At 57.8% G+C, this 20,311-nt stretch carries 18 protein-coding genes, 1 tRNA gene and 1 pseudogene; 7 read left to right on the top strand and 13 right to left on the bottom strand.

Annotated features, from left to right (window positions below; all coding sequences use genetic code 11):
- The first annotated feature begins 17 nt into the window (after positions 1-17).
- The 5 genes from PPTH39_RS03915 to PPTH39_RS03895 all read left to right on the top strand — a co-directional run bounded on the left by PPTH39_RS03915 (position 18) and on the right by PPTH39_RS03895 (position 5,615).
- Positions 18-1,925, top strand: coding sequence for a phytase (locus tag PPTH39_RS03915; RefSeq protein WP_130871636.1), 1,908 nt, complete (start codon positions 18-20; stop codon positions 1,923-1,925).
- Between the two features lie 48 nt (positions 1,926-1,973).
- Entirely contained in the window at positions 1,974-2,684 is a 711-nt protein-coding gene (gene tolQ / locus PPTH39_RS03910) for a protein TolQ (protein ID WP_095039439.1), read from the top strand.
- Between the two features lie 14 nt (positions 2,685-2,698).
- The gene (gene tolR / locus PPTH39_RS03905; protein ID WP_016780534.1) at positions 2,699-3,145 is read left to right on the top strand and encodes a protein TolR; all 447 of its coding nucleotides are present in this window, start codon (positions 2,699-2,701) and stop codon (positions 3,143-3,145) included.
- The gene (locus PPTH39_RS03900) at positions 3,142-3,927 is read left to right on the top strand and encodes an energy transducer TonB (protein ID WP_130871635.1); all 786 of its coding nucleotides are present in this window, start codon (positions 3,142-3,144) and stop codon (positions 3,925-3,927) included. Before tolR ends, PPTH39_RS03900 begins: the two co-directional genes overlap by 4 nt.
- A 197-nt stretch (positions 3,928-4,124) precedes the next feature.
- Positions 4,125-5,615, top strand: coding sequence for a DASS family sodium-coupled anion symporter (locus tag PPTH39_RS03895; RefSeq protein ID WP_130871634.1), 1,491 nt, complete (start codon positions 4,125-4,127; stop codon positions 5,613-5,615).
- Positions 5,616-5,712: 97 nt separating this feature from the next.
- On the opposite strand, the gene PPTH39_RS03890 is transcribed toward PPTH39_RS03895, so the two are convergent.
- The 7 genes from PPTH39_RS03890 to PPTH39_RS03860 all read right to left on the bottom strand — a co-directional run bounded on the left by PPTH39_RS03890 (position 5,713) and on the right by PPTH39_RS03860 (position 12,907).
- A complete protein-coding gene (locus PPTH39_RS03890; protein ID WP_095000591.1) occupies positions 5,713-6,066 on the bottom strand; it encodes a Na+/H+ antiporter subunit G in 354 nt (117 codons plus the stop codon).
- Positions 6,063-6,341 (bottom strand): K+/H+ antiporter subunit F, encoded by a 279-nt coding sequence (locus tag PPTH39_RS03885; protein WP_048358261.1) that lies wholly within the window; start codon positions 6,339-6,341, stop codon positions 6,063-6,065. Before PPTH39_RS03885 ends, PPTH39_RS03890 begins: the two co-directional genes overlap by 4 nt.
- Positions 6,338-6,826, bottom strand: coding sequence for a Na+/H+ antiporter subunit E (locus PPTH39_RS03880; protein ID WP_095000590.1), 489 nt, complete (start codon positions 6,824-6,826; stop codon positions 6,338-6,340). The genes PPTH39_RS03885 and PPTH39_RS03880 overlap by 4 nt, the downstream gene beginning before the upstream one ends.
- Positions 6,823-8,508 (bottom strand): monovalent cation/H+ antiporter subunit D, encoded by a 1,686-nt coding sequence (locus PPTH39_RS03875; protein WP_095000589.1) that lies wholly within the window; start codon positions 8,506-8,508, stop codon positions 6,823-6,825. The genes PPTH39_RS03880 and PPTH39_RS03875 overlap by 4 nt, the downstream gene beginning before the upstream one ends.
- Positions 8,505-8,849 carry a Na+/H+ antiporter subunit C gene (locus PPTH39_RS03870; RefSeq protein ID WP_003446102.1) on the bottom strand — a complete coding sequence of 115 codons (345 nt, stop codon included), beginning with the start codon at positions 8,847-8,849 and terminating at the stop codon, positions 8,505-8,507. The genes PPTH39_RS03875 and PPTH39_RS03870 overlap by 4 nt, the downstream gene beginning before the upstream one ends.
- The gene (locus PPTH39_RS03865) at positions 8,849-11,791 is read right to left on the bottom strand and encodes a monovalent cation/H+ antiporter subunit A (RefSeq protein WP_130871633.1); all 2,943 of its coding nucleotides are present in this window, start codon (positions 11,789-11,791) and stop codon (positions 8,849-8,851) included. The genes PPTH39_RS03870 and PPTH39_RS03865 overlap by 1 nt, the downstream gene beginning before the upstream one ends.
- A gap of 180 nt (positions 11,792-11,971) precedes the next feature.
- Positions 11,972-12,907 (bottom strand): DMT family transporter, encoded by a 936-nt coding sequence (locus PPTH39_RS03860; protein ID WP_178110313.1) that lies wholly within the window; start codon positions 12,905-12,907, stop codon positions 11,972-11,974.
- Positions 12,908-12,994: 87 nt separating this feature from the next.
- Here PPTH39_RS03860 and PPTH39_RS03855 point away from each other — a divergent pair, with 87 nt between their 5' ends.
- Both PPTH39_RS03855 and PPTH39_RS03850 read left to right on the top strand, forming a co-directional pair.
- Positions 12,995-13,558 carry a helix-turn-helix domain-containing protein gene (locus tag PPTH39_RS03855; RefSeq protein ID WP_095000586.1) on the top strand — a complete coding sequence of 188 codons (564 nt, stop codon included), beginning with the start codon at positions 12,995-12,997 and terminating at the stop codon, positions 13,556-13,558.
- 194 nt (positions 13,559-13,752) lie between these two features.
- Positions 13,753-13,826: transfer RNA gene (locus tag PPTH39_RS03850), tRNA-Cys, on the top strand.
- Between the two features lie 611 nt (positions 13,827-14,437).
- Here PPTH39_RS03850 and PPTH39_RS23685 read toward each other — a convergent pair.
- From PPTH39_RS23685 to PPTH39_RS03820, 6 genes and pseudogenes are all read right to left on the bottom strand, one after another.
- Positions 14,438-15,148, bottom strand: coding sequence for a serine protease (locus PPTH39_RS23685; protein WP_232527603.1), 711 nt, complete (start codon positions 15,146-15,148; stop codon positions 14,438-14,440).
- Positions 15,149-15,612: 464 nt separating this feature from the next.
- Positions 15,613-16,131 carry a GNAT family N-acetyltransferase gene (locus PPTH39_RS03840; RefSeq protein ID WP_130871632.1) on the bottom strand — a complete coding sequence of 173 codons (519 nt, stop codon included), beginning with the start codon at positions 16,129-16,131 and terminating at the stop codon, positions 15,613-15,615.
- A 33-nt stretch (positions 16,132-16,164) separates the two neighbouring features.
- On the bottom strand, positions 16,165-16,971 hold the full coding sequence (locus PPTH39_RS03835; protein WP_130871801.1) for an aminoglycoside phosphotransferase family protein: 807 nt from the start codon (positions 16,969-16,971) through the stop codon (positions 16,165-16,167).
- A 253-nt stretch (positions 16,972-17,224) separates the two neighbouring features.
- Positions 17,225-17,779: a hypothetical protein gene (locus PPTH39_RS03830; RefSeq protein WP_095000581.1), complete on the bottom strand. Its 555-nt coding sequence runs from the start codon at positions 17,777-17,779 to the stop codon at positions 17,225-17,227.
- Positions 17,780-18,128: 349 nt separating this feature from the next.
- A pseudogene (locus PPTH39_RS03825) lies at positions 18,129-18,644 on the bottom strand (exopolysaccharide biosynthesis polyprenyl glycosylphosphotransferase); the annotation flags it as partial.
- A gap of 420 nt (positions 18,645-19,064) precedes the next feature.
- Positions 19,065-20,078 (bottom strand): alginate lyase family protein, encoded by a 1,014-nt coding sequence (locus PPTH39_RS03820; RefSeq protein WP_130871631.1) that lies wholly within the window; start codon positions 20,076-20,078, stop codon positions 19,065-19,067.
- Positions 20,079-20,311: the final 233 nt, after the last annotated feature.

Raw genomic sequence — 20,311 nt, 5'->3', positions numbered from 1 at the left:
TTCAGGATTGATCACTCATGTTCACACGCAAACCCCGCATCCTGCCCTTGCTGGCCTGCCTGACCGCAGGCAGCGTCCAGGCAGCTACCGAAATTGCTGCCCCGACATTGCAGCAATGGTCCACCAGCAAGGCCCAGGCCCTGAGTTTTTTACCCGGTAGCACAGGTGACGAGCGCCTGGCGGCAAGCAAGCGCGAAGGCCTGTTGTTGCTTGATAAACAGGGCAACACCCTGAGCCGGGTCCAGGGCGCCTTTGCCGGGCTGGACAGCCGCGCCCTGGGCGACCAGGTGCTGGTGGCCAGTAACGACAAGGACAAGCAGCAGGTTGCGCTGTTCAATCTCGACCCCAAGAGCCATCAATGGCAGGCGCCGTCCTATCTGCCCACCCGCGACTACGCGGTGAATGGCGTGTGCCTGTACCAGGACGATGCGAGCAATATCTACCTGTTTACCGTGGGTGAAGAGGGCAGGGGCGAGCAATGGCTGGTTGCCGCTGAGAGCCGCCGTTTGCCGACGCCGCTGCTGGTGCGCAGCCTGCCCCTGCCGCCGCAGGCCAAGTTCTGCAAGGTCGATGACGCCGCGCAGAACCTGTTCGTCAACGAAGAGAATGTCGGTTGGTGGGCCTACCCGGCCCATGCCGAGGCCGACGTCGAGCGTGTGCCGGTGGCGATGGTCGAGCCATTTGGCAACGTAAAAAAATCCACCGGGGACATGGCCCTGGTGCCGGGCGGTATGCTCGGCCTCGATCCCGAGGCGGCACAACTGAATCTGTATCAGCAGCAGGGCAAGGGCTGGGCAGCCGTTGCCAGCTTGCCCCTGGCCGGGGTCCGCGAGCCGGAGCATCTGGCCCTGCGTCAGACGCCGCATGGCCTGCAACTGCTGGTGCAGGACGGTGCCAGCAGCAAAATGTACGAAGGCGCATTGGACTGGAAGGCCACCCCGGCCAGCCACCCCCCTGTGCTGGTCAGCGTAAAACCTGCGGTGCAAACCGACGTGGTGATGAGCCAGGGTGATGCCGCGGATGACCCGGCCATCTGGGTACACCCGAAAACCCCCGCGCTGAGCCGGGTACTGGGCACCAACAAGCAGCAGGGCCTTGAGGTGTACGACCTGCAGGGCAAACGCGTGCAGCATCTGCCTGTGGGTCGCCTGAACAACGTCGATGTGCGCCCGGGTTTCGAGCTGGGCGGACGCACTGTGGATCTGGCCGTGGCAACCAATCGCGATCACAACAGCCTCAGCGTGTTCAGCATCGACCGCGCCACCGGCACCTTGCAGGAAGCGGGCGAGATTGCCACGCCGGTCACCGATATTTACGGCCTGTGCCTGTTCAAGGCCCCTACCGGCGAGATCTACAGTTTCACCAACGACAAGGACGGCACTTTTGTGCAGCACCGCTTGTACGCCAAGGGCGACAAGGTGCAGGGCGAGCTGGTGCGCCAGTTCAAGGTGGCCAGCCAACCCGAAGGCTGTGTAGCGGACGATCGCAACCAGCGGCTGTTCCTCGGTGAGGAGGATGTGGCGGTGTGGGCGGTGGATGCCCGGCCTGACCAACCGGCCACGCTCACCAGCGTGATCAGGGTGGGTGAACAGGTGCATGACGATATCGAAGGCATGGGCCTGTACCAGACCGACAAAGACAACTACCTGGTGATCTCCAGCCAGGGCAACGACAGCTATGTGGTGGTCGATGCCGAGCCGCCGTATGCCCTGCGCGGTGCGTTCCGGGTGGGGGTCAATGCGGCGGCGGGCATCGACGGCGCGTCGGAAACCGATGGCCTGGAAGTGACCTCGGCCAACCTCGGCGGCCCATGGCACAAAGGCATGCTGGTGGTTCAGGACGGTCGCAAACGCATGCCCGAGCAGGCGCAAAACTTCAAGTACATCCCCTGGGCTGAAGTGGCCAAGGCCCTGCACTTGCCATAACCCGGTCATTTAAGACGCTTATAAATACCCCTTTATTGGAGCAACAACATGCACGCAACCATGGAACATATGACGATCTGGGGCCTGATCAGCGACGCGAGTCTGCTGGTCAAGGGGGTGATGCTGATCCTGCTGCTGGCCTCGCTGTTGAGCTGGTTTCTGATTGTGCGCCGTAGCGCCATCCTGCGCCGTAGCGAGCGCGACATGGACAACTTTGCAGGGCGCCTGCGTGGCCAGGGCGAGCTCAACACCCTGTACCGCGAAAGCCGCGATACCAGCCATGAAGATGCCGGTGCCGAGCAAGTATTCGCCGCTGCCTACAGTGAATACGCCCAACTCAAGCAGCAGCCGGGTGTGGATGCCGAAGGCGTGATGCAAGGGGTGGAGCGGGCGCTGTATGTGGCCATCAGCGAGCAGGAGATCCGCCTGGAGAAAGGCCTGCAGTTTCTCGCGACCGTGGGCTCGGTGAGCCCCTATATCGGACTCTTCGGTACCGTGTGGGGGATCATGAACTCCTTTATCGGCCTGTCCCAGGTGCAACAGGCGACCCTGTCCACCGTCGCCCCGGGCATCGCCGAAGCCCTGATCGCCACCGCCATCGGCCTGTTTGCGGCGATCCCGGCCGTGATCGCCTACAACCGTTTTTCGGCCCGTGGCCAGACCTTGCTGACCCGCTACTACAGCCTCGGCAATGAAGTGCAGATGCGCTTGTACCGCAGCCTGCATGCCGGTTCGCGGAACATGTCCGCCGTCGCTTGAAAGGGAGTTTCATCATGCTTGCTCGACCACAGCGCAAACACGGGCCCAAAGCCGAAATGAACGTAGTGCCTTACATCGACGTGATGCTGGTGCTGCTGGTGATCTTTATGGTGACCGCGCCGATGTTGACCCAGGGGGTGAAAATCGAGCTGCCGAAAGTGGCCAGTGAAGCGCTGGTCAATGACAGCCAGCAAAAAATCCTCACTCTGTCAGTCAAGGCCGAAGGTGGCTACTACTGGAACCTGGGCAGTGAACTGGACACCAAGAACCAGACCGACAGCGCCGTCAGCCTTGAGGAGTTGCAGGCCAAGGTCGGCCAGGTGGTGGCGCAGGACAGCAACACCCAGGTGTATATCCGCGCCGACAACGAGGCGGGTTATGGCAGCGTGGTCAAGGCGATGGCGGCCCTGCAGCAAGGTGGCGTGAGCAACCTGGGGCTGGTGACCGAGGCGCCACAATGAGTGCCGCGTTGATGCACGGCGAGCTGGCGCCTGCACAGCCGTTGCCCTGGTCGCGGATGTGGCATAACAGCCAGGCGCTGGTGGTCAGCGTGGCTCTGCACAGCGCTGTGGTGGCGTTCCTGGTGCTGGGCTGGAGCATGGAGCAATCGCTGCCGGAGCCTGTGCCATCGACCCTGAAAACCCGGCTGGTGATGCTGCCCGCCGAACCGGTAATGGCGCCTCCTGCGCCGGAGCCGCTGCCGGTGGTGACTCCGGCACCGGTGGTTGAGGCCAGGCCCGAGGTGGTCAAGCCTAAAGTGGACCCGCAGATCCAGGCGCGCAAACTGGAACAGGCGGCACTGGCGCGCAAGCGGGTCGAGGAGCAGAAACAGGCGCAAGTGGAGCAACAAAAAACCGCGCAGCAGCGCGCCGAACAGGTTGAGGCCCAGCGTCAGCAGGCCGTGGCTGAACAGGCCCGGGTTGCAGCGGCGGATAATGCCCGGCGAGCGAAGCAGGCCGCTGCGGCGGCGGATGTGCGTCAGTACCTGCCCATCAGCAAACAAGCCCCGGACTACCCGCAACGAGCACTGGACAAGGGCATTCAGGGCGATTGCACGGTGGAGTACTCGGTAACGCTCCAGGGCAAGGTCGACAACCCCAAAGTGGTGGGCAACTGTCACCCGGCGTTTATTCGTCCTTCACTGGTGGCGGCGGCGACGTTCCGCTACCAGCCGCGCATGGTCGATGGCCAGGCAGTGACGGTGCCGGGGGTGCGTAATACCTTTCACTACAAGATCCAGTAGCCCAAAGCCCCCTCACCCTAACCCTCTCCCAGAGGGAGAGGGGACTGATTGGCGTTGAGTTTGAATCCGCGTGCGGTCAGCTCCCTCTCCCTCTGGGAGAGGGTTGGGGTGAGGGTGCCTCTGAGCTGATCAATATCAAAACCCATCCGCCGCTCTTGACCTATGCTCCACGGGTTTTCAAGCTCAAGGAGATGGCCATGAATGCGCCTGCAACCAGCCCCACGCCTGCGACGGCAAAAGCAAAACTTCCCATTGGTCTGGTGATAGCAGTCCTGGTCATGATCGGCATTCTGCTGCTGCCACTGCCCGCCGACTTGCCGGTAGCCGGTCATCGCATGCTGGCGATCCTGGCATTTGCCGTGGTGGTATGGATCACTGAAGCGGTGTCGTACGAAGCCAGTGCCATCATGATCACCTCGCTGATGGCGTTTTTAATCGGCATGGCGCCCACCCTGGCGGACCCGTCCAAGCTCTACGGCACCTCTGCTGGCATCACCATGGCCCTGACCGGGTTTTCCAATGCTGCCCTGGCCCTGGTGGCGGGTGCCCTGTTTATCGCGGCTGCCATGACCCACACCGGCCTTGACCGGCGCATTGCCCTGGTCACCTTGTCGCGTATCGGCACCAGCACCCGACGCATTTTGCTGGGGGCTATTGCGGTCACCATTTTGCTCAGCCTGGTGGTGCCCAGTGCCACGGCGCGCAGTGCCTGCGTGGTACCGATCATGATGGGGGTGATCCTGGCCTTCGGCGTGGACAAACGCTCCAACATTGCTGCCGGGATCATGATTGTCGTGGCCCAGGGCACCAGTATCTGGAACGTCGGCATTCAAACCGCGGCGGCACAGAACCTGCTGACCGTAGGCTTTATGGACAAGATGCTCGGTGCGCGGGTGAACTGGCTCGACTGGCTGATCGCCGGTGCACCCTGGGCCATTATCATGTCGGCGGTGCTGCTGTTTGTGGTGCTGAAAATGCTCCCGCCAGAGAGCGACAGCATCCCCGGCGGCAAGGAGGCCGTAGAAAAATCACTGGCCGAACTGGGCCCCATGACCGGCCCGCAGAAGCGCCTGATGGGCGTATCGATCGCCTTGCTGCTGGCCTGGGCCACCGAGGGCAAACTGCACAGTTTTGACACCACTTCGACCACCTATGCCGGCCTTGTATTCTTGCTGCTGCCGCGCTTTGGCGTGATGACCTGGAAAGACGTGCAGTCGCGTATCCCCTGGGGCACGGTGATTGTGTTCGGGGTGGGTATCAGTTTGGGTACGGCCTTGCTCACCACCCAGGCCGGGCAATGGTTGGGCGGGCAGGTGGTGGCCAATACCGGGCTGGATCAGGTAGGGCCGCTGGGGATCTTTGCGATTCTGGGCGCGTTTTTGATATTGATTCACCTGGGCTTTGCCAGTGCCACGGCATTGACCTCGGCCTTGCTGCCGATTCTGATCGCGGTGCTGCAAACCTTGCCGGGCGAATTCAACCGCCTGGGCATGACCATGTTGCTGGGCTTTGTGGTCAGCTACGGTTTTATCCTGCCGATCAACGCCCCGCAAAATATGGTGTGCCTGGGCACCCAGACCTTTACCGCGAAACAGTTCGCCAAGGTCGGGTTGATCGTTACGGCGGTGGGTTATCTGCTGATGCTGCTGTTCGGTGCCACGTACTGGAGCTGGCTGGGCTGGATGTAGCCCAGTGGGTGGGAGCGGGCTTGCCCGCGATGGGCGCACTGCGGTCTGACAGACACACCGCGTCGTTCCTATCGCGAGCAAGCCCGCTCCCACAGGTTCAGTTAGCGTTTTCGCTACGCCCGCCGCTGCTGACTTCCGCCGGTACATCCTCGCCTGCCATGCGCTTGCGAAACAACGAAGTCCGCGCCAGCAGCAAGGTGGTCACCGGTACGGTAATCGACAACAGGATCGGCATCAGCCAGGCATGCAGTACCGGGGTCGATTTAAGGGCGGAAAAGTACAGAATCGAGGCCAGGGCCACGCCCCAAGCGCCAAGGGTTGAAGCCAGTGCCGGCGGGTGCATGCGCTGAAAAAAATCCTTGAGGCGCAACAACCCGATAGCGCCGCACAAGGCAAACAGGCTGCTGAGCACCAGCAGCACAGCCACCGATATTTCGATCCAGAGACTCATTCGATCACCTCGCCACGCAGCAGGAATTTGGCCAGCGCAAACGAGCCGACAAAGCCAAACAGGGCAATCAGCAGTGCGCCTTCAAAGTAGGTGTCACTGGCGTATCTGATACCCAGCACCAGCATCATCAACATGGCCAGGATATACAGGTAGTCCAGCGCCAGAACCCGGTCCTGGGCCGAGGGGCCCTTGAACAGGCGGATCACGGTCAAGACCATTGCCAGGCTGAAAATAAACAGGCTGAGCAGGATGGCATTGGTGAGCAGGGCACTCATTCAAAAATCTCCATCAGTGGGCGCTCGTAGGCGGTTTTGAAGTGCTCGATAAACGACGCCTCGTCATCCAGGTCGAACACGTGCAGCAACAGCACGCTGCGGTCCAGCGCCAGTTCCGACCAGATGGTGCCGGGCACCACGGTGGTGATCATCGACAGGGCGGCAAGACCGTTGGCATCGCGCAGGTCCAGAGGTATTTTGATAAACCGCGAACGGGGCGGATTTTTGCCGGCGCGCAGTACACCCCAGGCCACGGCAATATTGGAGGCCACCACATCGCGGCCTACCAAAAAGAACAGCTTGATAATCACCCCGGGACGGCGAATGCGCACCGGCAGCGGGCGCAGCGGCGCAAACATTACCGGCGCCAGAATGGCCAGCGCCGCGCCCAGCAGCAGATTGCCGGCACTCAGGGACAGGTTGAGCAACAGCCACAATGCCCACAGTGCCAGGGACAGCCAGGGAGCAGGGAACAGGCGCCTCATGGTTGCACCTCCTGTAGTGCCGCCTTGGCCTGCGGGCTTGGTACAGGGCGGGTGGCGATCACGGCCATGACATAACGCTCGGGGTTGTTCAGGGTGTCGGCAGCGGCCTGGGTATAACGCAGGACCGGCTCAGCCTTGAACGTCAGCACCACACACAGCCCCAGCAGCAGCACGATGGGCAGGCATTCAATGCGACGCAGGATCGGCGACGGGCGCTCAAGGGGGGTCCAGAAACGCTGGATGCCCATACGTGAAAAGCCGATCAACGAGGCCAGCCCGGAAAGAATCAACAAGGCCAGCAGGCTCCAGGCCGCGGTTGAGATTGGCGCATCGGTGGCATTGCCCAGCCCCAGCGGATTGAGCAGGGCATTGAGCAGGCCAAGTTTGCCGATAAAGCCCGACAGCGGCGGCATGCCGATGATCAACAGCGCGCAGGCGATAAAGCTCAGGCCCAGAAAGGCCATCGTCCACGGGATGACCAGCCCGACCACCACTTTCTGTTCGTCGTCCAGGTTGCTGCCCCGGGGCGGGGCCGTGGGCTCGCTGAGGCTGGGCGTGACCTCGACATCATCCTCAAGCACCAGGTCGGCAGAAGAACGCGAGCGTTCAATCAGCTCGGCCAGCAGGAACAGCGCACTCAGGGCCAGGGTGGAACTGACCAGATAGAACAGCGCGGCGCTGGTCAGGTTGGGCTGGGCGAAACCCACGGCTGACAACAGGATCCCGGCAGACACCAGAATGCTCAGGCTGGCCATGCGCTCCAGGCGCTGGGCGGCGAGGATGGCGATGGCGGCGCAAACAATGGTGGCCATGCCGCCGTAGATCAGCCAGTCACCGGCAAAGTACGCCGAAGCCCCGGCTTGCCCGGAAAACAGCAGGGTCCACAGACGCAGCACGGTGTAGATACCGACCTTGGTCATGATCGCAAACAGCGCCGCCACCGGCGCACTGGCCGACGAGTACGCCGGTACCAGCCAGAAGTTAAGCGGCCACATGCCGGCCTTGGCCAGAAAGGCCACCGCCAGAATGGCCGTGCCTGCATGCAGCAAGCCGCGATCGGCCTCGGGCACCAAAGGGATCTTCAGCGCCAGATCGGCCATGTTTAAGGTGCCGGTCACCCCGTAGATCAACGCCGCACCGATCAGGAACAGCGATGAAGCCAGCAGGTTGATCGAGATGTAATGCAACCCGGCAGAGACACGCGCCTTGCCCGAACCGTGCAGCATCAGGCCGTAGGAAGCGGCCAGCAGCACTTCGAAAAACACGAACAGGTTGAACAGGTCGGCGGTCAGGAAGGCGCCGTACAGCCCCATCAGCTGGATCTGGAACAACGCGTGGAAACTGGCCCCGGCGCGATCCCAGCGGGCCATGGCGAACAGCAGGGCGCAACTGGCGATGATACCGGTCAGCACCAGCATCAAGGCGCTCAGGTGATCGACCACCAGGGCAATCCCGAACGGCACTTGCCAGTTGCTCGGCAGGTACACGCCAATCGAAGCCGGAATCGCCTGCTCGCGAGTCCACAGCAACAGCATCACCGAAATACCCAGGCCGAGCAGGGTCGAGACCAGGTTGATCCGCGCCTTGAGCGGGCGGTGTTTTTCCCCCAGCAACAGCATGCAGGCAGCGGTCAGCAGTGGCAGCAGAATGGGCGCGACAATCAGGTGCGGCATTACATTCATTCTTTTGGCTCCCGGCCATCAACGTGGTCGGTACCGGTCAGGCCCCGAGAGGCCAGCAAGACCACCAGAAACAGCGCGGTCATGGCAAAACTGATGACGATGGCAGTGAGTACCAGTGCCTGGGGCAGCGGGTCGGTGTAATTGAGCAAGTCCTGGGGCACGCCGTCCTTGATCACCGGCTCCTTGCCGATAAACAGGCTGCCCATGCTGAAGATAAACAGGTTAACCCCGTAAGACAGCAGGCACAGGCCCATGACCACCTGAAAGGTTCGCGGACGCAGAACCAGCCAGGTGCCCGATGCGGCCAATACTCCGATAGCGATGGCGATGACTTCTTCCATCAGGCGGCTCCTTCTTTGGATGCAAGAGGCGGTTGCAGGGCAGGCAGCGGGGCAAGCTGATTGCTCGGGCGATGGGCGCGCACCGACTGGTGAGCCAGTGCCGTCAGGATCAGCAGGGTTGCACCGACCACCACCGCATACACGCCAATATCGAAGAACAGGGCGCTGGCCACATGAATATCGCCCAACAGCGGCAGTCTGAAGTGAGCGGTGTGGGTGGTCAGGAACGGATAGCCCAGGGGGATCGAGCCCAGCCCGGTCAGGGTTGCGCACAGCAGCCCGGTACCCATCCAGCGCAGCGGTCGCAGGCTCATTTGCGCCTCCACCCACTGCGTGCCGGCAACCATGTACTGCAGGATAAACGCCACACTCATCACCAGGCCGGCGACAAAGCCACCGCCGGGCTGGTTGTGACCGCGCATGAACAGGTACATCGACACCACAAAGGCGATCGGCAGCAACAGGCGCACCAGCACCGCCGGCACCATCATAAAGCCCAGGGCGGTGTCACTGGCGCTGCGCGGGTTGACCAGGTCGGTCATCACGTCCTTGGCCAGCAAGCGCTGCTGGGCAGGCAATTGCATGCTCTCTTTCGAAGGGCGGAAGCGGCGCAGCAGGGCAAACACGGTCAGCGCCACGGCGGCCAGTACGGTGATCTCGCCCAGGGTATCGAAGCCGCGGAAGTCCACCAGCATCACATTCACCACATTGCTGCCGCCGCCTTCAGGCAGGGCGCGGCTGAGGTAGAACGAGGAGATATCGTTGGGTGTCTGACGGGTCAGCATCGCGTAGGACAGCAACGCCATGCCGCCACCGACCGCGGTGGACAGGAGCAAGTCGCGCAAGCGACGGACCTGGGCCTTGCGCAACGTGCCCGGCAGCGGTGAAACCTCTTCGATCCGTCGCGGCAGCCAGCGCAGGCCCAGCAGGATCAACACCGTGGTCACCACTTCAACCACCAGTTGGGTCAACGCCAGATCAGGCGCCGAAAACCATACGAACGTCACGCAGGTCATCAGGCCGCATACGCTGACCATGGTCAGGGCTGCGAGACGGTGGTACTTGGCTTGCCAGGCGGCGCCCAGGGCACAGGCAATCGCAATCAGCCACAGGGTGATAAACACGATCGAGCCCGGTATTTTCGGGCGGTCGCCCCAGCCCAGCCCGCTGTACAACATCGGGATCAGTCCGGCGATCACGGCGACCAGAATCAACAAAAACAGCTGGGTTTGCAGGCGCTGGGTGCTGATGCGGCGTTCCAGGCGCCGCGCGCCGCGCATGATCACCACCAGGCTGCGCTCGAAGAAGCGTTTGCCATTGAAATACTGGATCAGCGGCGGCAGCGGGAAGCGGTCGAGCTTGAGCTGCTTGCGCAACAGCACATACAGCACGATACCGCCGGACATGGCGATCAGGCTCATGATCATGGGGGCATTCAGGCCGTGCCAGATGGCCAGGCTGTACTCGGGCAACTCACCCCCCACCACGGGTTGAGCCGCTGCAGCAAGCAGCGGGCCGACGGTTTGCGCCGGGAAAATGCCCACGGTCAAACAGGTAAGCACCAGCAGTTCAACCGGGGCACGCATCCAGCGCGGTGGCTCGTGGGGTGTATGGGGCAAGTTGGTCGCGGGTGGGCCGAAGAACACATCCACCGTAAAGCGCAGGGCATAAGCCACGCTGAAGGTACCGGCGATCGTCGCAATGACCGGCAGGGCGATTTCTACCCAGGCCGTGGAATTGATAAACACGGTTTCGGCAAAGAACATCTCTTTGGACAGGAACCCGTTCAGCAACGGCACCCCGGCCATCGAGGCACTGGCCACCATGGCCAGGGTCGCGGTGTAAGGCATGAGCTTGAACAGGCCGCTGAGCTTGCGGATATCCCGTGTACCAGTCTCATGGTCGATAATCCCCGCCGCCATAAACAGCGACGCCTTGAACGTGGCGTGGTTGAGGATATGGAACACCGCAGCCACCGCTGCCAGCGGGCTGTTCAGGCCCAACAGCAGGGTAATCAGGCCCAGATGGCTGATGGTGGAGTAGGCCAGCAGGCCTTTAAGGTCATTTTGAAACATCGCGCAATAGGCGCCCAGCACCAGGGTGCAGGCACCGGCGCCACTGACAATCCAGAACCACTCTTCGCTGCCCGACAGCGAAGGCCACAGGCGCGCAAGCAGAAAGACCCCGGCCTTGACCATGGTTGCCGAGTGCAGATAGGCCGATACGGGGGTTGGCGCCGCCATGGCGTGGGGCAACCAGAAATGGAACGGGAACTGCGCGCTCTTGCTCAGGGCGCCGATCAGGATCAGCGGCAGCAGGATCGGATACAGGCTGTGGGCGCGGATCTTGTCGCCCGCAGCCAGCACGGCATCCAGATCATAGCTGCCGACGACATGGCCGAGCAGCATGACCCCCGCCAGCAGACACAACCCACCCGCGCCCGTGACCATCAGCGCCATATAGGCGCCGCGGCGGGCATCCGAGCGGTGGTGCCAATAACCAATCAGCAAAAATGAAAAGAGGCTGGTGAGCTCCCAGAAAAACACGATCTGGATCAGGTTACCCGACAACACCAGGCCCAGCATGGCTCCCATAAACGCCAGGAAAAACGCAAAAAAGCGCGGGACCGGGTCCTCGGGTGACATGTAATAACGGGCGTACAGCGACACCAGCGTGCCGATGCCAAGCACCAGAATCGAGAACAGCCAGGCGAACCCGTCCAGGCGCAGAACGAAATTCAGGCCGAGGCTGGGCAGCCACATGAACTCTTCACGGATAACCCCACCGTGGGCAATCTGTGGATAGAGCAGGGCTACTTGTACAGTACCGATCAAAGCAATCAGACCGGCCAACAGTGATTCACTGTTACGTGCGTTATGCGGCAAAACAGCCGCCAGACAGCTGCCGATAAAGGGCAGAAGCAGTAGAACTATCAGGGACATAGGCTTCTAATCTGCAGGAGTTTGTAAGCGATCATACGGGGCGGGCTGCAGATCACCAACAGCAAACCTGTGGCTGAATCCTACAAAGACTGTCGATAACCTGTCTGGTTTCCTACAGCTCTACCCCTATATAAGCGCTTGTAAGTAAAAAAAATCGTACCGTCTTTCAGGCTTGCAGCTTCAATCGCAGGCTTGATCGCCTTGCTTGTCCTCAAGCGCTTCGGGCTTTTTACCCTTGGTTTTTAACTCACTGACGATCACCGCTGCAACAATCAATACGGCACCCAGCAAGGCAATGCCTGGCAAACGCTCGCCCGCCAGGCGCCCGGCGATGCCTGCCCAGACCGGCTCGCCGGCATAAATCAGGGTGGCGCGGGTGGGTGAAACGCTTTTCTGTGCCCAGTTCATGGCCACCTGAATCACCGCACTGGCGCCACCCAGGCCGACAGCACTGGCTAACAATAGCCATGAAAAGTCAGGAGTGGCCTCTTGTGTTGGAATAATCATCAAAAAGGCCAGAATGGACGCAGTACTGAGCTGCACCACCGTGACGCGGCGCACATCCACCTTGCCCGCATAAGCACTGATCAGAATAATCTCCGCCGCTATGGCAATGGCACTGATCAACGTGGCGATCTCTCCCGGGCTGAAATCCAGCGATGCGCCGCCGGGGCCGGACAGCAGCATCAGCCCGGTAAAGGCCAGCATGATCCCCAGGCTCGGCATCAACCCGGGCCTGCGCCCCAGCACCAGCCATTGCAGCAGGGGCACGAAAGGCACATACAGCGCGGTAATAAAGGCCGACTGGCTACTGGGAATGGTTTGCAGGCCGATGGTCTGCAAACCGTAGCCGAGCATGATCGACACCCCGATAAACATCCCGGCCTTGAGCTCGAACAGCGTGATGCCACGCAAACTGCGCAGAGAAAACAGCGCGACCATGGCCGCCGCGGCCGCAAAACGCAGGCCGACAAAAAACATCGGCCCACTTGCCGTCAAGGCATGTTGTACCAATAGAAAGGTGATGCCCCAGACCATGGTGATCAGGATCAGCACACACTCCGCTTTACTGAAGCGGGACGTCAATGACAGCAACCCGGGTAGTTTCAATGACATTGCAACCTTGCGTGTGACGGGAATGGAGACGCACAATGCGCCAAAGCTGGGCAGTATACTGCGCAGCCCCACAAGGTGAGCAATATAGTGCCCAAAGAAAATTCACAACGCGCATCCGTTCTCCAGCACGTCAGCCAGAACGTACGACGTCTCAGGCTGCTTGCGCACCTGAGCCAGAGCGCATTGTCAGAACAGTCCGGGGTAAGCCGGCGAATGCTGGTGGCGATCGAGGCAGGCGAAAAGAACGTCAGCCTTAGCACCCTTGACCGTGTGGCGGAGGCGTTGAACGTAGCCTTTAGCGACCTGATCCAGGCCCCGGGTTCCGCGGACCCGAGCCGCATCAACGAAGTGGCCTGGACGGGCACGCGGGTGGGCAGCAAGGCAGTTCTACTGTCCAAGGCCAGCGCCACACGGGAAGTAGAACTGTGGGAGTGGACACTGGAGCCGGGTGAGGAATACCACTCCCAGGCGGATGCCGAGGGCTGGAGCGAACAGCTCTACGTATTTGAGGGTTGCCTGACCCTGGTGATGGACGACCGGACGCTGCATATAGCGGCGGGCGAGTTCCATATGTACGCCAGTAACCGCCCCCATGCCTACCGCAACGAAGGCGACGGACTACTGCGCTTTGTACGCAACGTCGTGATTTGAAAACGGGGGGCTGAAAAATAACTAAAAATTATTAGAATTCAGGGGGTTGCCAGCTTCCAGCTTCTAGTACATAATGCGCGCCATCAGCCCGGGGGCAACAACCTGAAGTGCTGAAGAATCAAATGCTTGTAGCGATATAGTCGCAGTAACAAACTCTTGTTTTTGATGTTTCCAAGGAATCATCAAGCACAATTGGCCGAATAGCAAAATGGTTATGCAGCGGATTGCAAATCCGCCCACGCCGGTTCGATTCCGGCTTCGGCCTCCACATTCGAAAACCCCGTAGATTAACGTCTACGGGGTTTTTTTATGCCTGCGATTTGGCCGATCACTTCCGCAATTTTTGGGATCGCTTGCGCAACCTGGGGAATGGCCTAAATCCTGCGGCTTGTGGTCAGCTCGATGAAATCAGCGTGGTAATTGTTGGGGATGCAAGTTGTTGAAGGCTAGGCTTGGAGTCATTGCATAAGGGGGGGCGGTTGATCATGCTGGTGGTATCCCCTGAATATGGGCGTGAACTTCAGAATCTATGCGGGCGTCAGCTCGCCCGGTCGAAATGGATGCCAAATAGGCCAATATAACGACCTGTTTTGGAGTCTTAATTATGCATGATGTACAGGCAAGCCGAACTGTTGGTGTATCCCATCTCAAGTCCTCCCTCGGCAGTCATGAGCGGCACTATTATCATGGTGTGTTCGCAGTATTTAGTTATCAAATGACTGGTCGGGGTAGTCATTGTGAGAGGGGTTGTTATCAAAGTGCGAAATAATCGCGTGTTCCATACACTAACTTTCAGGGCTGGCTGATAGCTCGGCCCTGATAGTAGATAAGAACAAACTGGCTAAAACTGCGCACGCAAGTGGTACGCCGTTAGAGTATTTATTTGGTGGGTATGTTCAACGGGCTCAAGCCTGAAGTGGAGCAGAAATCAGTTTTCAGGGCCGGGCCTGCCGGGCCATGCTGGTTATTAAGCTGAGCCTGGAACATTCGCCACTCGCGGGCAATAATCGAGAAAGGAACAAAGATACTCACCCGCTTGGCGCCCCTTAAGCCGGACTGGGCAGCAATATCATTCGGTGTGACTGAATAGTAACCGGCATTAATCCCCACAACACTGCCGTCACTGCCCATGACCGGCCCACCCGACATTCCTTTGATCAGTGGCCCATCGTGGATGCCATAAAGGTCACCGCTATCTTCCTTTAAATTCAGAAAGGGAGTTTGATACACCTTGCCCTTACCCGTTGTGGTCATCATGTAGGGGCTCATCCCGACAGCCGTTACGTCCTCACCCAGGCAGGGTGCTCGCCAGGTAGGAAGGCGGCCATCTGCTTTGTGTTTGATAAAGGCAAGGTCGCAGCCTGTACTGCAGGTGTAGGCGACATCGGGCAGGAATGGGGTATGTCGGGTCGTTACGGCGTAATCCTCGTTCCACTGCACGGCCGAGGCCGTATACAGAAAGGGGGCTGGAAAGCCTGAGTAGACCACAAAGTAGGCGTCATTAACGGGGCTCGATAAATCGGGTTTTACAAAGCCATTGCATCCTGCAATGGAAAATACAACTAACAAAATACTTATTATCTTGATCATTATTAAATGTCGGCTCATGGAGAAATGCAGTCGAGAGAGATTGTCAGTATTTTGACAGCGGAGGGGGATAGCGTCTGAATCATCTGCTTGAGTAGCCGCTGCATTACTTATAGTCGAATTTTTAATAATGCGAATTACTAAATCCTGCTACGGGCTATTTGAATGGCCGCCGTGATTTAATGCCGAGTTGCCTTGCGTGGTTTCGAGTCAGATTCTTGCAGCGTGCAAGTCGACTGGGAAATGCCCAGGTGTTCGCGCCATGCGCTAACCAGGGGTGGCGCCGTACACGAAAGGGCTGACGCTCGCCCCGCACGACTTCATCCATTTGTTATACGCTTTCCTTCAGCTCATCAGGTGTAACCATTTGCGATCGGTAAGGGGCCTGGAGAGTTTACGATCAGCCTTGGGTTTTGGGCGTGCGAAAAATACCGTTCATTACTGGCAATCGTAGTAAGCCCGGTCATTCAGCGGGTGATGGGGCACTCATACCTCACCTCTTCCAGTGTCACCCCGCCTCTCACAAGATTACGTTTTGTCCCGATATCTTCGACCCATCCGGCCTTGCGATAGAAGCCAATCGCCCGGTTATTAAGGACTAACACCCACAGGGTCAAACGACTGTGGCCCTGTTCGATCAGCCGCTGAACGCCTGCCTGCCATAAAGCACGCCCGATGCCGGTTTGCCAATGCGCTTCCAGAACGTAGAGCGCCATGACTTCACCTGTGTTGCAGGCAACCGCATCCGGGTCACGACTGGCCCCGACCGAAATCCAGCCGATGATCTGCTTGTCCAGCTCGGCAACCAACAGGGTCGAATCGCCAGCCTGTATGGCGTTAGCCCAATATAACGCGCGCTGGTGCAGGGTTCGGTCCAGTGAGTCCAGGTATTCCTTGGGCATCAGATCACGGTACGCGTGCTGCCAACTGCGAATATGCACTTGAGCAATGGCCATGGCATCAGAGGGAGTGGCGCTACGAATCATTGAGGGCATCCTTGTGCGAACACTGGTGGCGGATTATGGATAATCGCCGATGCCGAGGGCCGCTGCAGCCAGTTTGGCCACCCCGAGGTTAGTGCCTGGTTCAAGATCGGCTTCGAGCATCCAGGTTATCGACAATCCTGTCCACGCGAGCACCCATTGCAGTATTCGCTGGCGATCGATGCCGGAAGCCTTTGCGACAATTTCGATTCGACGCGTGAAAGATCCCGGTGCCAGAGCGCTTTCACTGTCGGGATTACAGAAAATGTTCGCATAGTCAAAGCCTCGCTCGCCGTAGAGCCCCTTGGGATCGATGGCAAGCCAGCCTGACGGGCCGAAATCCAGAACATTGCCATGATGAATGTCGCCATGCAGCACCGTTATTTCGCGTGGAGCAGCCAGGAGTTCCCGTGCGGTTCTTGCGCAGTGTTCGAGGATACCGCCGTGTATCGCTGCCGTGTCCCATAACGCCACAAACCATTGCTCCAGTGGAACCAGAGGGGGAGTCGGCTTGGCAACGGGTGCATGCAGTTGGGCGGCTACCATGCAGAGGATGCGAGTTGCTTCGTCGTCCCAGCCACTACTGGCCATCCGCGCAAGTGACGCAGGGCCCTGCGCGCGTAGCATCAGTAAGGCTTGGTCATCATGGGCGAGTACGGGCGCAGCCCCCTTGCCGTCCCACCAAGCCATCAGCAGGCCACCAGCTTGCTCCTCTGCTACTTGCGAGATTTTGAGCATGGCGGGTATGCCGTGCTGGCGGACGGGCAGTAGATTACCGTTCAGGGAGGTGAAAGCCTCGCCGTCGATAGTCAGATCCCATCGTTTCAAATATTCATCAAACATATGTGCACTGAATTTAGGGGGGGGGCATCGCGAGCGGAAGATCTTTTGATAGGGTGGCGATGAGTGCAGCGTTTGTGCAACTTGTTTTTTGGAGGTTTCATCAAGGATTAGAGCAGCGATAAATACGTCCAGCGAGTGCTCCGGCAGCAAAGTCTTCGCAAAACGGTTATGCATGAGCACCTGAAACACGAAGGGTGGGTGGCTTTACGACTACTTCGCAGAGCTCGTCAGCTGCTACGAAGATATGTGTGGCCTATGGAGCGGCTTCTGGCGCAGGAACAGTTGCCTGGGTATAAGGCGTTAAATCCCCCGATGGCCAGCGCTGGAGCCGGTGCATCTTTAGCCGAACCCATAGCCAATAGCTGAAGCTCAGGAACGCAACCCCGGCCCCGATCTGCAGGCTGAGTGTTTCCAGCAAGGGCACACCCTTTTGCGCATTGGCGCCATACCAGGACATTACAGGCACCGCCAGCAAAGCCCAGGTGGCGAACCAGGCCAGCACGCCGGCAAGCAAGGTTCTGAACATCATTTTGTAAGGGCTGCTGAATGCGCGATTGCGCAGCACGTTGTGCGGATGGTCGGCAGGTTGAACCGCGGCGATAACCAGCGCTTTATTGAAGCCTGGAGCGTAAAACCAGACCCTGCGTTTGGCACTGCGATCAGCGGCCATAAGCAGGTGATAAAGCTCATGGGGCATGGTCAGGCGCTTGGCCGTGCGACCATTAATACGGGCAGAAAACTCGTCGCGGTGAAAGTCTATTTGTTTAAGATCGGTTATTACGCAGTCCGTGTAAAAGAACTTCGGCACACAAAACATCCTGTTTGGGTGGGGCTTGCTTGTCGGGGTGATATCATATAGCCATGTATGTTTTCTGTCGAGACGATGAGGCTGTTTTGTTGTGTGTTTAGAGTGGGTTAGTTAGAGGGTATATTGACGCCAATTTAATGGCTGGCAACTAAAGATGGATAAGAGTATTGAAGTTTCTATTGCGGAGGGGGGTGTTGAGTGCGAATTTGAAGGAAGAGTTACGGAGGGGGTAAGGGGCGGGAGGTACGGGGGGAGTGAAGCTATTAAGTGGGTGGGAGCGAGCCTGCTCGCGAAGTTTTAAAGAACATCGCGAGCAGGCTCGCTCCCACAGAGGTAGGGCGCTCTACTGTCAGTAAATATCTTTCGAGATCAAGGTAAGCGGGGTTTTGATCATGATTTTGATATCGAGCCACAATGACCAGTTGTTGATGTAGTCGAGGTCAATTTCTACCCGCTTCTGCATCTTTTCAATGGTATCGGTTTCACCACGGCAACCACTGATTTGCGCCAGGCCGGTAATGCCGGGCTTGATACGGTGACGTGCCATATAAGCGTGGATCTTGCCGGTGTAATAGTCGTTATGGGCAACGGCGTGAGGGCGAGGCCCCACTAATGCCATATCGCCATGTAACACATTGAACAGTTGAGGCAGTTCGTCCAGCGAGGTACGGCGGATAAAGCGGCCAACGGCTGTTACACGTGAATCGTTGCGGCTGGCTTGCTTGACGTGTTTGTCATCATGAACTTGCATGGAGCGAAATTTCCACACCTTGATCACCTTGCCATTCCAGCCATGGCGATGCTGTTTAAACAGGATCGGGCCAGGGGACGACAACTTCACGGCAATGGCTATCACTGCAAGTATGGTGAGCAACATTTGATACTATGGTATGAGGCTTATAATCTTCAATGTCCTCGTCGAAAGCCGTGGCCTAAAGTGTCTATTGGAAGGGGCCGGGCCTATCTATGGGCTTGCCCTAAGTGATTATTGGTCTTTGAGCAGACCACGTATGAGGGGGTTGATTGAGGTTTGTCACGGTGGATGTTGCTTTCTGAGACGGAATTTCAGTATCGCTAAATTTTTGGCTTAGAATTAGATTGCAGAACAGTACATCATGAAAGTTATGGAATATTTGACGCTTACATCTGTCACGCAGCCCTTGAGCAGACGCAAAGATGCGCTGCCATGTATCCGGCCAATTCGAAGGCTGCGAAAAAGTGCTGAACCGTCCCGTATTTTTGGAAGATTTCTCACACATTGGCTGATTTAGGTTTTACGGAGCAATTACTGTGGGGCGAAAAAACCAGATTTAATAAGGACTGTAGCCGCCCCGCCAATGCGGCTCTGATAGTCGCCCCATTTCTGCTCAAGAGCTTCATGCGCCTCTTGATTATCTGGATGGCGCATGGCAAAAAAAATTAACCAGCAACCAGGGTGCGTTAGTTCTTGAGTCGCCCCACCTGAACGATCCTGAAACCATTTCGGATTTTTAATGCCGTAGAGAATGCGAGCTTGGGTTAGATCAAGTCGTCCTGAGTGAATGGTATACCAGTTTTCGTTAATTTTTTTTGATAATTCAGCCATTATTACAAGGGGGATGGCTGCGCCATCTGTGTAAATAAGTGCTCGATGTCGGCGTGAAATTTCTGTGTCGATTGTGCCGTCATCATTAATAAGGCCAGTTGCCAGAGTGAATTTTTCTCGTGCTTCATCAATTAGGGAGTTGTTGTTAGTTGCTATGCCTGTGGCAAGTATGCCTAGCGCATACCAGCTGCGCAAATTGCCATTGCTATTGAGGTAAATGGATGATTTCTTGTTTCGTTTTGCTAGCTTTAAAAGCCATATTTCGATAGTCTTCTGGTTTTTATAAGAAAGCGCAGGCTTTACCTTAAGGTAATTCATTGCGGTAGCTGAAAGAAACATATAGCGGTTAACATCAGATTCGCTTATGTGCTTTTCCGTACCGGTCAAGGCATCGGCTTGTGCCCAGCTTGTGAGGAAGTGTCCAGCAAGTTCGGCTGCAGCTAAGTCTTTTGTACTTAGATAACTATCGCCCAGTTTTGATAATTTGTTTTGGTAATCGTGTATAGGTTGCATTGCAATATCATTAGATTTCATTGCGCTGGCATTTATAATGGATCCGCCAGTGTTTGATAAATAAATGGGCTGGAGTTCGGGGATATTAAGAGTTGGGTTTGGAGGTGTCATAGAGTTAATGACTTGTGAAGTCAGGGGGGATGCCGATAGAGCAATGGGTGTCGTAAATAAAAAAACGGAAAATATAATATTTCGCAGCATTATGGCTTCCGAAAGCTAGACCGTATATGATTGGTTTTTAGTGTGCGCCGGGTAATATCGTGGCATTACTTGCTTAGCTGAACAAGTATTAAATTTAATTCTTTGTATATATTTGGAGGGCGAAAGTTTTTGAGCTTGGTTTTGTTGGTTTTTTAGTGAGTTCAGTCATCGGGGTTTGGGTTTTGAACAAGCATCATGATCATGTTGGTTCTAGATTTCGAGCGGATTGACTT

Source organism: Pseudomonas bubulae (assembly GCF_900618535.1).
GTDB lineage: Bacteria > Pseudomonadota > Gammaproteobacteria > Pseudomonadales > Pseudomonadaceae > Aquipseudomonas > Aquipseudomonas bubulae.
This window is presented reverse-complemented; position numbering and strand designations above follow the sequence as displayed.